At 64.8% G+C, this 17295-nt stretch carries 1 protein-coding gene (running past one end of the window); it reads left to right on the top strand.

All coding sequences use genetic code 11. The features are described from left to right. Positions 1–17234, top strand: partial view of a non-ribosomal peptide synthase/polyketide synthase gene (locus AD666_RS22215; RefSeq protein ID WP_053156856.1) — the 3' portion only. 26356 nt of this gene lie to the left of the window's left edge; 17234 of the gene's 43590 nt are visible here — the last part of the coding sequence; its start codon lies beyond the left edge, outside the window; it ends in the stop codon at positions 17232–17234. Positions 17235–17295: the final 61 nt, after the last annotated feature.

Genomic DNA, 17295 nt, shown 5'->3' with positions numbered 1-17295 from the left:
GGCATTTGTTGCCGGCCTCCGTGCCTTATCGCAATTACGTGGCCCAGGCGCGACTGGGCGTCAGCCGCGAGGAGCACGAAGCATTCTTTTGCGACATGCTCGGCGATGTGAGCGAACCGACGCTGCCGTTCGGTTTGCAGGACGTGCAGGGTGACGGGCACGGGATCGAAGAGGTCCGGCAGCGGGTCGATGCCTCGCTCTGCAAGCGCCTGCGGGTCCAGGCTCGTCAGCTGGGCGTGAGTGCGGCCAGCCTGTATCACCTGGCCTGGGCCCAGGTACTGGGCCGCGTGTCGGGCAAGGACGATGTGGTATTCGGCACCGTGTTGCTGGGCCGGATGCAAGGCGGCGAGGGCGCTGACCGAGCGTTGGGGATGTTCATCAACACGTTGCCGTTGCGGGTGAATCTGCAAGGCCAGGGGGTACGGGCCGGCGTCAAGGCCGCCCATGGCCGACTGACCGCTCTCCTGGGGCATGAGCATGCCTCGCTGGTCCTCGCGCAGCGTTGCAGCGGCGTGGCGGCGCCGGCGCCGCTGTTCAGTGCCTTACTCAACTATCGACATCTCGGTACGCAGACGGCCACCAGCGAAGCCCTGGCAGCTTGGGAAGGTATCCAGGTGCTGGACGGCGAGGAGCGGACCAATTATCCGCTGACCTTGTCGGTGGACGACCTGGGGGAGGATTTCAACCTGACCGTCATGGCCCAGGCACCGATTGGCGCCGGACGGGTCTGCAACTACGTGCAATGTGTGCTGGAGAATCTGGTCCAGGCGTTGGAGCAGTCGCCCCTGGCCCCGCTGAACGGATTGCAGATCCTGCCAGAGGCCGAGCGCCGGCAACTGCTGGAAACCTGGAATGCCACGCCGCAAAGCTACGCCCACGACGCGCTGATCCACGGGCAGTTCGAAGCTCAGGCCGCCGCGCAACCCGATGCGGTGGCGGTGATGTTCGAGGATCGCGCACTGACCTACGGCGAGCTCAACGCCCGCGCCAACCAGCTTGCCCATCGCTTGCTGGCCCTGGGGATCCGTCCGGATGACCGGGTGGCGATCTGCGTCGAGCGCGGCCTGGACATGATTGTCGGCCTGTTGGGCATTCTCAAATCCGGCGCCGGTTATGTACCGCTGGATCCGGCTTATCCGGCGGAGCGCCTGGCCTTCATGCTGGACGACAGTGCGCCGGTGGCGGTGCTGGCGCAGGCCGCGACACGTCGATTGTTGGCCGGCGTCACGGTGCCTGTGGTCGATCTGGATAGCCGCGCCGGACAGGACGAGTCCGTCGGTAATCCGCAGGTGCCTGGTCTGGATCCCAGCCATCTGGCCTATGTGATTTACACCTCCGGTTCCACCGGGCTGCCCAAGGGCGTGATGGTCGAACACCGCAACGTCGTGCGGCTGTTCTCGGCCACGCAATCGTGGTTCGACTTCGGCCCGCAGGACGTCTGGGCACTGTTCCATTCCTTTGCCTTCGACTTCTCGGTCTGGGAAATCTGGGGCGCCTTGACCCATGGCGGCCGCCTGCTGGTGGTGCCGCAACTGGTCAGCCGTTCGCCGCAGGACTGCTATGCGTTGCTGTGCGAGACCGGTGTCACGGTGCTGAACCAGACGCCGAGCGCGTTCCGCCAGTTGATCGCGGCCCAGGGTGAAAGTGATCTGCGCCACAGCCTGCGCCAGGTGATCTTCGGTGGCGAAGCCCTGGAAACCGGCATCCTCAAACCGTGGTACGCCCGGGCAATCAATGCCGGCACGCAACTGGTGAACATGTACGGCATCACCGAAACCACCGTGCACGTGACCTACCGCGCCCTCGAAGCCGCCGACGCACAACTGACCGGCGTGAGCCCCATCGGCAAGCGCATCCCTGACTTGCAGTTGTACGTGCTCGACGCCCAGCGCGAGCCGGTGCCGGTCGGCGTGGCGGGCGAAATGTATGTGGGTGGCGCGGGCGTCAGCCGTGGCTACCTGAACCGCGACGAGCTGACGGCCGAGCGCTTCCTCGCCAACCCGTTCAGCCGTGAACCGAACGCACGGATGTACAAGACCGGTGACCTGGGTCGCTGGCTGGCGGACGGCAGCATCGAGTACCTGGGCCGTAACGACGACCAGGTGAAGATCCGTGGTTTCCGTATCGAGCTGGGTGAAATCGAAGCTACGCTGGCGGCCTGCGAAGGCGTCAGCGAGGCCGTGGTCATCGCTCGTGAAGACGAACCGGGTGACAAGCGCCTGGTGGCTTATGTGATCGCCAAAGAAGACGCGCAGCCATCCGCAGCCGACCTGCGTGCCCAGTTGCTGGGTTCGCTGGCGGACTACATGGTGCCGAGCGCCTTCGTGTTGCTCGACGCCTTCCCGCTGACCACCAACGGCAAACTGGATCGCAAGGCGTTGCCGGCACCCGATCAGTCGGCGGTGGTGAGCCGCGGATACGAGGCCCCGCAAGGCGAAATCGAAATTGCCATTGCCCGGATCTGGCAGGACTTGCTCAAGGTCGAGCAGGTCGGTCGCCACGACAACTTTTTCGAGCTGGGCGGGCATTCATTGCTGGCGGTGAAATTGATCGAGCGCATGCGCCAGGTCGAGCTGGCCGCCGACGTGCGGGTGTTGTTCGGTCAGCCGACACTGGCCGCGTTGGCGGCAGCCGTTGGCGGTGCGCGCGAAGTGGTGGTGCCATTGAATCTGATTCCGGACGATTGTTCGCGGATCACCCCGGACATGCTGCCGTTGGCCGACCTGGACCAGGACGCCATCGACCGGATCGTGGCAACCGTGCCCGGTGGCGTCGCCAATGTGCAGGACATCTATGCCTTGGCGCCGTTGCAGGAAGGGATTCTCTACCATCACCTGGCCGCGGAGCAGGGCGATCCCTATGTGTTGCAGGTGATGTTCGGCTTTGACAACCGCGAGCGACTGCAAGCCTTTGCCCAGGCCTTGCAAAGCGTGGTGTCGCGAAACGATATCCTGCGCACCAGCATGGCGTGGCAAGGGTTGCCGGCACCGGTGCAGGTGGTCTGGCGCCATGCAACGCTGGCGCTCGAAGAGATCGAGGTGGACGCCACAGCGGGCGATGTGGTGCAGCAGTTGCACGAGCGTTTCGATCCTCGGCATTACCGGCTCGATATCGCCCAGGCACCATTGATGCGTGTGGCCTACGCGCAGGACCTGGCGAACCAGCGTTGGGTCGGCATGCTGCTGTTCCATCACATGGCGCTGGACCATACAGCCCTCGAGGTGGTGGTGCATGAAATGCAGGCCAACCTGCTGGGCCAGTCGGAGCAGCTCGCACCGGCCGTGCCATACCGCAATCATGTGGCGCAGGCCCGCTTGGGCGTGAGTCGTGAACAACACGAAGCGTTTTTCCGCGACATGCTCGCTGACATTGACGAGCCGACGCTGCCGTTCGGCCTGCAGGACGTGCAGGGTGATGGCAGCGGTATCGAAGAGACGCAGCAGGCGGTGGACGCCGAACTGGCCGAGCGTCTACGGACTCAGGCCCGTCAGCTTGGCGTAAGCGCGGCGAGCCTGGTCCATTTGGCGTGGGCTCAGGTGATCGGGCGCGTCTCGGGCCGCGAAGAGGTGGTGTTCGGCACGGTCCTGATGGGCCGGATGCAGGGCGGTGAAGGGACTGACCGTGCCCTGGGCATGTTCATCAACACCTTGCCGTTGCGCATCAGCGTGGGCACACAAGGGGTGCGTGCCGGCGTCCGGGCGACCCACGGGCGCTTGTCGGCGCTGCTGGGGCACGAGCATGCCTCGTTATCCCTGGCCCAACGCTGCAGTGGCGTGCCGGCGTCGCTGCCGCTGTTCAGCGCCTTGCTGAACTACCGGCACAGCGCGGCGCAAACGCCGTCCGACCCGGCCATCTCGGCCTGGCACGGGATCCATACCCTGAGCATGGAAGAACGCACCAACTATCCATTGATGTTGTCGGTGGATGACCTGGGCGAGGGCTTCCTGCTCACGGCCCAGGCAGTGGCGCAGGTGGGTGCGCAACGTGTTTGCGGCTACATGCACACGGCACTGGAAGGCTTGGTACAAGCGCTGGAGCAGGCCCCTGACACGGCACTGCGTGAAATCGCAATCGTGCCGGCAGTGGAGCGCGAGCAGTTACTGGAAACCTTCAACGCCACTGAAGCGGAGTATCCACAGGAACAAACGATCCATGGCCTGTTCGAGGAACAGGTACGGCGCACGCCGGATGCCGTGGCGGTGCGCCATGGCCGGCAGCGACTCAACTACCGGGAACTCAACGGGCTTGCCAACCGGCTGGCGCATTACCTGCAAAAACAGGGCGTGCAGCCGGATTCGCGGGTGGCGATCTGTGTCGAGCGCGGTCTCGACATGGTCGTGGGGCTGCTGGCGATTCTCAAGGCGGGCGGTGGTTACGTACCGCTGGATCCAGCGTATCCGGCGGATCGGATCGCCTACATGCTTCAGGACAGCGCCCCGGCGGCAATCCTGGTGCAAGGCAGCACGCGGGCCTTGCTGGGTGAGACGGCAGCGCCGGTGATCGACCTCGATAAAGGTGTCTGGCAGGACGAAGCAGCCCCCAACCCTCAGGTGCCTGAACTGACTTCGTCGCATTTGGCCTATGTGATCTATACCTCCGGTTCCACCGGGTTGCCGAAAGGCGTAATGATCGAACACCGCAACACGGTGAATTTCCTGACCTGGGCTCATCGTTCGTTCGATACCAACACCTTGTCGAAAACCCTGTTCTCCACCTCGCTGAACTTCGATCTCGCGGTTTACGAATGCTTCGCGCCGCTGACCTGTGGCGGCAGCATCGACGTGGTCACTAATGTGCTGGAACTGCAACAGGGCGAGCACGACATCACCCTGATCAACACCGTGCCCTCGGCGCTCAAGGCGTTGTTGGAGTCCGGTGGCTTGGGTGAGGGCGTGGACACCGTCAACGTCGCCGGCGAAGCGCTCAAGCGCAGTCTGGTGGAAGCGTTGTTCGAGCAGACCACCGTCAAGCGCTTGTGCAACCTCTATGGTCCTTCGGAAACCACGACTTACTCCAGTTGGGTATCCATGGCCCGTGAAGATGGTTTCGCCGCGCACATCGGTAAACCGGTGGCGAACACCCAGTTTTACTTGCTGGATGAACACCGGCAACTGGTGCCCTTGGGCGTGCCGGGCGAGATCTACATCGGTGGCGCTGGGGTGGCTCGCGGTTATCTCAATCGCGATGACTTGACGGCCGAGCGCTTCCTAACGGATCCGTTCAGCGCTGTTCCGAACGCCCGGATGTACAAGACCGGCGACCTGGGGCGTTACCTGCCGGACGGCAATATCGAATACCTGGATCGTAACGACGATCAGGTGAAGATCCGCGGTTTCCGGATCGAACTGGGCGAGATCGAGGCGCGGTTGGCTCAACACAATGCCGTGAAGGAAGCCGTGGTGCTGGCCCGTGAAGATGTACCGGGCGACAAGCGTCTGGTCGCCTATTTCACCGAATCGGCAACGGCGGACATCGAAAGTCTGCGCAGCCATTTGCAAGCGCAACTGCCGGAATACATGGTGCCTTTGGCCTACGTGCGCCTGGATGCGCTGCCGCTGACCCCCAACGGCAAACTCGACCGCAAGGCGTTGCCGGCGCCGGATCAGGATTCGGTGATTACCCGTGGCTACGAAGCCCCTCAAGGCGAGATCGAAACCACCCTGGCGCAGATCTGGCAAGAGCTGCTGGGTCTGCCGCAGGTTGGTCGCCACGACCATTTCTTCGAACTGGGCGGCCATTCGCTGCTGGCGATGCAGTTGATTTCCCAGGTGCGCCTGCGCCTGGGCGTGGAGCTGGGGCTGGCGCAGCTGTTCGCTCATCCACCACTCAAGGAACTGGCGCAGGCGGTGGCCCAGGCCGGGCGCAGCACCTTGCCGGAGATCGTCCGGGTAGCCCGTCATGAAGCGCTGCCCCTGTCGTTCGCCCAGCAGCGTTTGTGGTTCCTCGCGCAGATGGAAGGCGCCAGTTCGGCCTATCACATGCCCGCCGGGTTGCGTTTGCGTGGCGTCCTGGACGGTGTCGCCTTGCAACGGGCGCTGGATTGCATCGTCGCCCGTCACGAGGCGTTGCGTACCACTTTCGTGCGCGACCAGGGCGAAGAAGCCTTGCAACGTATTGCAGCGGCCGACACAGGATTTGCTCTGTTACGGCAGGATCTTTGTGCTCATACCGATGCTGAAGCCGAGCTGCACGCCGTGGCGGCGCGGGAGGCCAGCGACGCTTTCGATCTCGAGAACGGCCCGCTGATCCGGGGACGATTGATCCGCCTGGGTGACGAAGACCATGTATTGCTGGTGACCATGCATCACATCGTTTCGGACGCCTGGTCCATCGGTGTCCTCATCAAGGAGCTGGCGGGGCTCTACGAAGCGTACCGCCATGGCCTGGACGATCCGCTGCCGGCCCTGACGGTGCAGTACGCCGACTACGCGGCGTGGCAACGCCGCTGGCTGAGCGGCGAGGTGTTGCAGGCCCAGTGCAATTACTGGCAGCAAACCCTGGCCGATGCGCCGGCGCTGCTGATGCTGCCGACGGATCGACCACGCCCGGCGCAGCAGGACTACGCTGGCGCGGCGCTGCCAGTGGCATTCGACGCGAACCTGACCGCAGAGCTCAAAGCCTTGAGCCAACGCCACGGCGTTACTCTGTACATGACGTTGATGGCCGCCTGGGCGGCGCTGTTGAGCCGCCTTTCAGGGCAGGACGACGTGGTGATCGGTTCGCCGGCGGCCAACCGCACGCGTTCGGAAATCGAAGGACTGATCGGCTTCTTCGTCAACACACTGGCCGTGCGCGTCGACGTGTCCGGCGCGCCGACCGTCGAAACCCTGCTGGCTAGGGTCAAGGCCCAGGCGCTTGGGGCTCAGGCGCACCAGGACCTGCCGTTCGAACAGGTGGTGGAGCTGCTCAAGCCGGTGCGTAGCCTGTCCCACAGTCCGCTGTTCCAGGTCATGCTGTCGTGGCAGACCCTGGACAGCACCGAGCTGGTATTGGGGGACTTGAAGCTCGAAGGGCTGGGCGTGGCGAATACGGTCGCCAAGTTCGACTTGTCGTTGGAGCTGGGCGAGCTACAGGGACAAGTCTTCGGCACCCTTGAATACGCCACGGCGTTGTTCGACGCGAGCACGGTGCAGCGATACCTCGGCTACTTCGAGCGTCTGCTGCGGGCCATGGTGGCGAACGAACAGATGCCGGTCGACCGGATCGAGCTGCTGGACGATGCCGAGCGCGAGCATCTGCTGGTGGGACTGAACGCCAACCAGGCGCCATATCCTCACACACAGACGATCCATCAGTTGTTCGAAGCCCAGGTCGCGGCCCGGCCGGAGGCTATCGCGGTGGTCTTCGAGGGCGAGCGCCTGAGCTACGCCGAACTGAATCGCCAGGCCAACCAGTTGGCTCATCACCTGATCGGCCTGGGCATCCGTCCGGACGATCGGGTGGCGATCTGCGTCGAGCGTAGCGCCGAAATGCTGGTGGGCCTGCTGGCGATCCTCAAGGCCGGTGGCGGCTACGTGCCGCTTGACCCGGCGTATCCGGCCGAACGGCTGGCCTACATGCTGGCCGACAGCGCCCCGGTGGCCGTGCTGACCCAACGCGGGCTGCAGGACCGCCTACCGCCGCTGTCGGCGCCGGTGGTGTTGCTCGATCATGCCGAACGCAGGCAACAGGGCATTACCGCCGGCCGTGATGACAACCCGGTCGTTGCATCACTGGGCGTGCGTCACCTGGCCTACGTGATCTATACCTCGGGTTCGACCGGCGCCCCGAAAGGGGTGATGATCGAGCACCGAGGCCTGGTCAACTATTGCGTCGACGCGGTCAGGCTGTTCGGCCTGACACCGGCCGATACCGTGCTGCAACAGAACACGTTGAACTTCGACCTGTCGGTGGAGGAGATTTTCCCGGCGCTGGTCGCCGGGGCCACCCTGGCGCCGACCCGCACGCTGTTCGGCAGCGCCGAACTGCAGCAGGACAGTGACGTCCGGCCGACCTTCCTGCACCTGACCGCGGCGCACTGGCATACCCTGGCGGCCGAATGGCACAACACGCCGGCCCAGGCCCGGGATCATTTGCGCGATGTGCGGCTGGTCAACGTCACCGGCGATGCCCTGTCCGTGCAGAAACTGCAGATGTGGGACGCGGTACGTCCGGCTCATACGCAATTGATCAACACTTATGGACCGACCGAGGCCACGGTATCCTGCACCGCGGCCTACATGCAGTATGACGCCAGCGCCATGACCGCAAACGCCACCATCGGTACGCCGATGGCCAATACCCGCATCTACCTGCTCGACGGGCACCGCCAACCGGTGCCGTTCGGGGTGGCGGGGGAGATCTTCATTGGCGGCGAGGGTGTGGCACGGGGCTATTTGAACCTCGACACCATCAATGCCGAGCGTTTCCTGGTCGATCCATTCAGCGACCAGCCCGACGCCCGGATGTACAAGACCGGCGACCTGGCTCGTTACCGTCCTGACGGACGTATCGAGTACCTGGGCCGCAACGATTTCCAGGTCAAGGTGCGGGGGTTCCGGATCGAGCTGGGCGAGATCGAAACCCGGCTGGGCGAATGTGCCGGGGTCAAGGAAGCCGCGGTGATCGTGCGCGAAGACCTGCCGGGCGACAAGCGCCTGGTGGCCTACGTCGTGCCCCAGGCCGGCGTGACCTTGAGTGCCGCTGTCCTGCGTGCCGAACTGTCGGCGCGGCTGGCCGACTACATGATGCCGGGGGCGTTCGTCAGCCTGCCCGCGCTGCCGCTCACACCGAACCGTAAGCTCGACCGCCAGGCGTTGCCGGCCCCGCATGCCGAGGCCTATGCCAACCGGACCCATGAAACGCCTCAAGGCGCCACGGAAGTCGCGTTGGCGCAGATCTGGCAGGACTTGCTCAACGTCGAGGCGGTGGGGCGTCACGATCATTTCTTCGAACTGGGCGGTCATTCGTTGCTGGTGATGCGTCTGATCGCCAAGGTGCGTGAACAACTGGGTGTCGAGCTGAACCTGAGTGACGTCTTTGCCCAACCGCAATTGAGCGCGCTGGCCCAGGTGTTGTCCGAGACTGCGCGCAGCACACGACCGGGCATCGTGCCGGTGCCCCGCGAGCAGGTTCTGCCGCTGTCCTTTGCCCAGCAGCGCCTGTGGTTCCTGGCCCAGCTGGATGCTGGCAGCGCGGCGTATCACATCCCCACCGGCCTGCGCCTGCGGGGCGCACTGGATGTTCACGCGCTGGTACGTGCCCTGAATCGCATCGTGGCCCGCCACGAAGCCTTGCGCACGACCTTCGTGCAGGCGCAGGGCCAGGAGGTTGAACAACGCATCGCTGCGGTCGACATTGGTTTTGCGCTGTCGCTACACGATCTGACGGAGTCTCCGGACGCCGAGGCCGCGTTGTCGAGCATGGCCGAGGAAGAGGCACGGGAGGCCTTCGACCTGGCGCAAGGCCCTCTGGCGCGCGGTCGATTGTTGCGCATGGCCGAGGAGGACCACGTGCTGCTGGTCACCCTGCACCATATCGTCTCCGACGGCTGGTCCGCTGACCTGCTGACCCGTGAGCTGGGCTTGCTGTATGCGGCGTTCAGTCAGGGCCACGACGACCCGCTGCCGGCCTTGCCGGTGCAATACGCCGACTACGCCGTCTGGCAACGGCGTTGGCTCACGGGCGAGGTCCTGGAGGCGCAGGAACACTACTGGCGGCAAACCCTGGCTGGCGCACCTGCGTTGCTGACGTTGCCCACCGACCGGCCACGGCCGGCACAGCAGGACCACGCCGGCCATGCGGTGGGCATCGCCTTCGACGAGGAGCTGACCGCCGGCCTCAAGGCGCTGAGCCAGCGACATGGCACCACGCTGTTCATGACGGTATTGGCCGCCTGGTCGGCGGTGCTGGGGCGTCTGTCCGGACAGGACGATGTCGTCATCGGTACGCCGACGGCCAACCGCATGCAGGCGGAGGTCCAGGACGTGATCGGCCTGTTCGTCAATACGCTGGCCGTGCGTATCGAGGTGTCGGCCGAGCTGACGGTCGACAGCTTGTTGCAACAGGTGAAGGCCCGGACCCTGGACGCCCAGGCCCATCAGGACCTGCCGTTCGAGCAAGTAGTAGAGGTGGTCCGGCCACTGCGCAGCCTGTCCCATAGCCCGGTGTTCCAGGCCATGCTGTCGTGGCAGAACAGCGAAACCAGCGGCTTGGAGCTGCACGACATGTCGCTGCAAGGGCTGGGCGTGACCAGCCGCACCGCCAAGTTCGATGTGCTGCTGGACATGGCACTGATCGACGGTCGCCTGTTCGGCTCGCTGGAGTACGCCACGGCGTTGTTCGACCAGGCCACGATGGAGCGTTACCTCGGCTATCTCGAGCGCATGTTGCGCGCCATGGTTGCCGACGAACGAGCTGTCGTAGCGCAGATCCCGTTGCTGGGTGAGCAGGAGCGTCAGCACCTGCTGGATACCTTCAACGCCACGCAAGTCGACTACCCGACAGGGCTGACCCTGCACGGTTTGTTCGAGACACAGGTGAAGGCGTCCCCGGATGCCGTCGCCGTGGTCTTCGACGAACAGACTCTGAGTTATGGGCAGTTGAACCAGCGCGGCAACCGCATCGCGCACCGCCTGCTCGCCCTGGGCCTGCGCCCCGACGATCGCGTGGCGATCTGCGCGGACCGCAGCCTGGACATGGTGGCCGGCCTGCTGGGCATCCTCAAGTCCGGTGCCGCGTATGTGCCGCTGGACCCGGACTATCCGCTCGACCGACTGGCCTACATGCTGGAAAACAGCGCGCCGACGGTGGTGCTGACCCAACGTGCGTTGCAGGCCAGCCTGCCTGCGACGCCCGCCACGGTATTGCTGCTGGACGACGAGGCATTCTCCACCTGGCCGACCGACAATCCGCCGTTGCCGGACCTGCGGGCCGACCATCTGGCCTACGTCATCTACACCTCCGGGTCCACGGGCCTGCCCAAGGGCGTGATGAACGAGCACGGCGCGGTCGTCAACCGGCTGTTGTGGATGCAGGAGGCCTATCGCCTGACGGCTGACGACGCGGTACTGCAAAAGACCCCGTTCAGCTTCGACGTTTCGGTGTGGGAATTCTTCTGGCCGCTGTTCACCGGTGCTCGACTGGTGATGGCACGGCCGGGCGGGCATCGTGATCCCGGTTACCTGCGCGAGGTGATCCAGGCCCAGGGCATCACCACGATGCACTTCGTGCCGTCGATGCTCGATGTGTTCCTGGCCCATGGCGACGCCCAGGGCTGCGCTGGATTGCGCCATGTCATGTGCAGCGGCGAGGCCTTGCCGGGGCACCTGGTGCGACGCTTCAAGGCGCAACTGCCGCACGTGGCGTTGCACAACCTGTACGGCCCGACCGAAGCGGCCGTGGACGTGACGGCCTGGGACTGCTCAGGCGCCGACACACCGGACAGCACGCCGATCGGCAAGCCGATTGCCAATACCCGCATCTATCTGCTCGATACTCATGGGCAACCGGTGCCCATGGGTGTGGCTGGCGAAATCCATATCGGCGGGGTGCAGGTGGCGCGCGGTTATCTGCACCGCCCGGAACTGACCGCCGAGCGCTTCCTCGACGACCCGTTCAGCGCCGTGCCGGGTGCGCGGATGTACAGGACCGGTGACTTGGGGCGTTACCTGGCGGACGGCAATATCGACTACCTGGGGCGCAACGACGATCAGGTGAAGATTCGTGGCTTCCGCATTGAATTGGGTGAGATCGAAGCCCGGTTGGCGCTGCATCGCGGCGTGAAGGAGACCGTGGTGCTGGCCCGTGAAGATGGGGCGGGAGCCAGGCAACTGGTTGCCTATTTCACCACCCATGATGGCGCTCAAGCGCCAGGGATCGAAGCACTGCGCACCGGGTTGCAGGCACAGTTGCCCGAATACATGGTCCCGGCGGCCTATGTCCGACTCGATGTCCTGCCGCTGACGCCCAACGGCAAGCTTGATCGCAAGGCGCTACCGGCACCGGACCTGGCCGCGGTGATCAGCCGTGAATACGAAGCGCCCCGGGGGGCGGTGGAAACATTACTGGCGCAGCTTTGGGCCGATCTGCTCAAGGTCGAGCGAGTAGGGCGCCACGACCACTTCTTCGAACTGGGCGGCCACTCTCTGCTGGCCGTCACGCTGGTGGAGCGTATGCGCCAGGCCGGCCTGGCAGCGGATGTGCGGGTGTTGTTCGGCCAACCGACGCTGGCGGCGTTGGCGGCTGCCGTGGGCCGGACGACGGAATTGGCGGTACCGGCCAATGGCATCCTGCCGGGCTGTACCCGGATCACGCCGGACATGTTGCCGCTGGCCGACCTGACCCAGGCGCATATCGAGCAGATCGTCGCCGGGGTGCCAGGAGGCGCTGCCAACGTCCAGGATATCTACGCCCTGGCACCGTTGCAGGAAGGCATCCTTTATCACCACATGGCCTCGCAACAGGGCGACCTCTATCTGCAACAGGCCTTGTTCAATCTGGCCGACCGCAATCGGCTGGACGCCTTCGTCGACGCCTTGCAAGGTGTGATCGATCGCCACGATATCCTGCGCACGGCCGTGCTCTGGGAGGGCCTGGGTGAGCCCGTGCAAGTGGTCCTGCGCAACGCTTGTCTGGTGGTCGAGGAGTGTGTGGTCGAGACTGGGCATGACGTCGCCGCACAGTTGCGCGAGCGTTTCGACCCGCGGCACTACCGACTGGACGTGCGCCAGGCGCCGCTGATGCGACTGGCCTGTGCCTATGACGACCAACAGCAGCGTTGGGTGGCGCTGCTGCTGTTCCATCACATTGCCCTCGACCACACCGCGCTGGAGGTGATCCAGCACGACATGCAAGCGTTCCTGCTGGGACAACACGCCCAACTGGGCGAGGCCATGCCGTACCGCAACTATGTGGCCCAGGCACGGCTGGGTGTCAGCCAAAGCGAGCATGAAGCGTTCTTCAGCGACATGCTCAAGGATGTGCAGGAACCGACCCTGCCGTTCGGCCTGCAGGACGTGCGCGGCGACAGCCATGACGTCGAGCAGGCACAGTGGCCCGTGGACGAGGCCTTGAGCCGACGTCTGCGGACCCAGGCCCGGCAGCTGGGGGTGAGCGCGGCGAGCCTGCATCACCTGGCCTGGGCGCGGGTGCTGGCGGGTGTTTGCGGCCGTGACGACGTGGTATTCGGTACGGTGTTGATGGGCCGGATGCAGGGGGGTGAAGGGGCTGACCGCGCACTGGGGTTGTTCATCAACACCTTGCCGCTGCGGGTTGATGTCGGCACCCTCGGTGCTCGCGCCGGGGTGCAGGCGACCCACGGGCGTCTTACCGCCCTGTTGGGACACGAGCATGCGTCGCTGGCACTGGCCCAGCGTTGCAGCGGTGTCGCCACGCCGGCACCGTTGTTCAGCGCCTTGCTGAACTACCGGCACAGTGCGACCCAGGTCAGCCAGGAGGCTCAGTCGGCCTGGAACGGGATCGAAGGGCTCGGCGGCGAGGAATGGAGCAACTACCCGCTGTCACTCAACGTCGACGACCTGGGCGAAGCCTTCCTGCTGGGCGCCACGGTGTCGGCCCGAATCGGGGCAGAGCGCGTGTGCGGCTACATGCACACGGCACTCGAAAGCCTGGTCGATGCGCTGGAGCACGCCCCTGATACACCGCTGCGCGAGCTGGGGATCGTGCCGCAGGACGAGCGTCGACAATTGCTGGTGGCGTTCAATGCCACTGACACGGTCTATCCTCGCGAGCAGACGGTACAGGCCTTGTTCGAAGCCCAGGCCAATGTCCGGCCCGAGGCGATTGCCCTCCAGCATGGCGAGCAACAGTTGACCTACCGAGAGCTGGACGAACGCGCCAGTCGCCTGGCGCGCTACCTCTTGGAGCGCGGGGTGAAACCTCAGGCACGGGTTGCGATCTTGTTGGACCGCTCGTTCGACCTGGTTATCAGCGAACTGGCCATCCTCAAGTGCGCGGCGGTCTATGTGCCGCTGGACCATCATGCACCCGAGGAGCGTCAGCGCTTCATCCTGCAGGACAGTGCGGCGGTGCTGATGCTGACCACCAGCGACAGGACCGTGCCCCAGGCGTTGCCACGGGTGGACCTGGATACGTTGCACCTGGCCCGGGACGAGCGAGCTTGCCCATGCCCTGTCCAGGCGAGCGATACGCCGGCCTATATCATGTACACCTCGGGCTCTACCGGCCATCCCAAAGGGGTGATCGTTCCGCACTTGGCCATCGGTCGCCTGGCGATCAACAACGGTTATGCGGATTTCGGCCCCGGTGATCGGCTGGCCTTCGCCTCGAACCCGGCGTTCGACGCCAGCACCATGGAACTCTGGGGGGCCTTGCTCAACGGCGGTCGTGTGGTGATCGTCGATCACGATACGTTGCTCGATCCGCCCCGGCTTGCCCAGGTGCTGGCGAACGCGAAGGTCTCGGCGCTGTTCCTGACCACCGCCATGTTCAACCAGTACGTGATGCTGATCCCGGATGCGCTGGCGCGCCTGCGGATCCTGATGTGCGGTGGCGAGCGGGCCGATCCGGCGTCCTTCCGGCGCCTGCTGGCCCTGGCGCCGTCGCTGCAGCTGTTGCATTGTTACGGTCCCACCGAGACCACCACGTTCGCGACGACCCACACGGTCACCGACGTGCCCCAGGGTGCGACGAGCATTCCAATCGGCCGGCCTATCGCCAACACCCGGGTCTATATCCTGGATGCCGCGGGCCAGCCAGTGCCCATCGGCGTAGCGGGGGAGATCCATATTGGTGGCGCCGGTGTAGCGCTCGGCTATCTGAATCGCAAGGACCTGACGGACGAGCGCTTCATCGCCGATCCGTTCAGCGACCGGGCCGACGCGCGGCTGTACCGCAGCGGTGACCTGGGCTGCTGGCTGCCCGACGGGACGATCGAGTACCTGGATCGCAACGACGGACAGGTGAAGATCCGTGGTTTCCGCATCGAACTCGGTGAGATCGAGGCCCGTTTGCATGAGTATCAGGGAGTGCGCGAGGCGCTGGTGGTGGCCCGTGAGGACAACCCCGGCGACAAGCGCCTGATCGCCTACTACACCGAACAGACGGACGAAGCCGTGCTCGATGCGCAAGCGTTGCGCGAGCACCTGCGCGCCTGCCTGCCGGAGTTCATGGTTCCGGCGGCCTATGTGCGCCTGACGGCGCTACCGCTGACGCTGAACGGCAAGATCAATGTCGGCGCGTTGCCCGTGCCGGAGGCCCATGCTTACGGCGACCGGGGCTACGAGCCGCCACAGGGCGAGTTGGAAATGACGTTGGCCGGTCTGTGGGCCGAGGTGCTGAAGCTGGAGCAGGTAGGGCGTCGGGACAATTTCTTTGAGCTGGGCGGCCATTCACTGCTGGCGATCCGGCTGGTGGGGCTGTTGGCCCAGTCCGGACTGACGGTCACGCTGGCCGAGTTGTTCCAGCACGACAGTGTCGCAGCATTGGCGACGCTGCTTCAGTCCCGCACAGCGGACGTCCGGGTGCAGGAAACGGTCGTGCCGGTGCGCACCAGTGGCCTCCAGAACCCGTTGTTCCTGGTGCATGAGTTCAGCGGTCTGGATCTCTATTTCCCAGCGTTGGGCAAATACATCGACGAGGACATCCCGGTCTATGGCTTGCCCGCCGTGGAGTGGGGCGAGCCGCAGCTGCAGACGATGGAGTGCATGGCTTCGCGGCTGGTGAGCATCATCCGTTCGGTACAACCGCAGGGGCCTTACCGCCTGGCCGGTTGGTCCTTCGGCGGGGCCCTGGCCTACGAGACTGCCATCCAGCTCATTGGCCTGGACGAAGAGGTCGAGTTCGTCGGCCTGATCGATAGCTACCTGCCGCGACTGGTGGACCAGGGGCGCGAACGCTGGGCCCTGGATGAAGCCCACAAGCTCCATCTGCTGGACCGCTGCGACGTATTCTGGAAGGCCTCGTCTCCGGGCGAGGAAGTGCTTGAGTCGATCCTGGGCAAACTGGCCGACCTGCAAGGACAACTGGACGATTTCGAGTTCGAAGCCCTGGTGCAGCATTGCCGCGAGCAGGGTGTACTGCCGTCCGAGCTGGCCGTTTATAGCGCCGCCCAGCTCTGGCAGTACCTGGATCGCGAGGTCGCCCACGGTCACGCGCTGGCCCATTACATGGTGTACCCGATTTCGATACCGGTGCACCTGTTCGTGGCCGAGGAGCGCAAGGACGATGCGCCTGAACACACCGGCTACCTGGGTTGGGACGCTGTCCTGCCGAAAACGCAGATGCATTGCGCCAAGGTGCCCGGCAATCACCAGACGATGATGCAGGCGCCACACGTGCAGGCGCTGGGCCAGGCCATCAGCGATGCCCTTCACGCCGTGACGTCACGTCCCATTTCGTCGACGAAGCGTGCGTTCCAACCCTTGCTGACGATCCAGGGCGGGCGCGCCGACCGGGCTCCGATCTTCTGTGTACCGGGCGCGGGAGACAGCGTGACCGGTTTCATTGGTCTGACCGACGCCTTTGGCCCGGACTGGCCGATCCATGGGCTCCAGCACCGTGGGCTGGACGGCAGCACAGAGCCTTTCAGCCTGGTGGAGACCGCCGCCCAGGCGTACCTCGAAGCCATCGACAAGGTGCAACCGGAGGGGCCAGTGCATCTGCTGGGGCATTCCTTCGGTGGTTGGATTGTCTTCGAGATGGCGGCCCGTCTGCATGCTCGTGGTCGCAAGGTGGCCTCGTTGACGCTGATCGACAGCGAGTCGCCGGGCGGCAATGGCGTGGTGGGCAGGCCTTATACCGGGACGGGGGTGCTGAACCGACTGATCGAGGCGATGCAACTGGCCTCGGGCAAGTCGCTCGGTATCGACGCCACGGTGTTCGGTGCTCAGGACGATGCGGCACAGATGCGCCTGCTGCACGCCGGCATGGTCCGCGCCGGAATGTTGCACCAGCGTTCGGCGGTGGATGCGATGCGCGGTCCGGCGCGGGCCTTCGGTACGGCCCTGCGCACGGTCTATCAACCGCAACACCAGTACACCGGGCCGGTGCGGCTGGTGCTGGCGAACGATCCGACCCTGGATACGGCCGGCAACCAACGTGAACAACAACAAATGATCGAAGGATGGCGCAAGCATGTGCCCGACCTGGATGTCTGGTACGGGCCGGGCAACCATTTCACGATTCTCAAGGCGCCCCATGTCCACAACCTCGCTGCCTGGTGGCACGACAGCTTGCCTGTGCCCGATGAGGAGGAGACCAGTGATCTTGTCTAGCCGTGCTCCCCAGGGGCACTTACCTGGAACCCGGTGCCGTACTGGCCGGGTCTGAACTCAA

Source organism: Pseudomonas sp. Pf153, from assembly GCF_001269775.1.
Taxonomy (GTDB): domain Bacteria; phylum Pseudomonadota; class Gammaproteobacteria; order Pseudomonadales; family Pseudomonadaceae; genus Aquipseudomonas; species Aquipseudomonas uvaldensis.
Note: the sequence above shows the minus strand (reverse complement) of the source record. Positions and strands in the feature narration are given on the sequence as shown.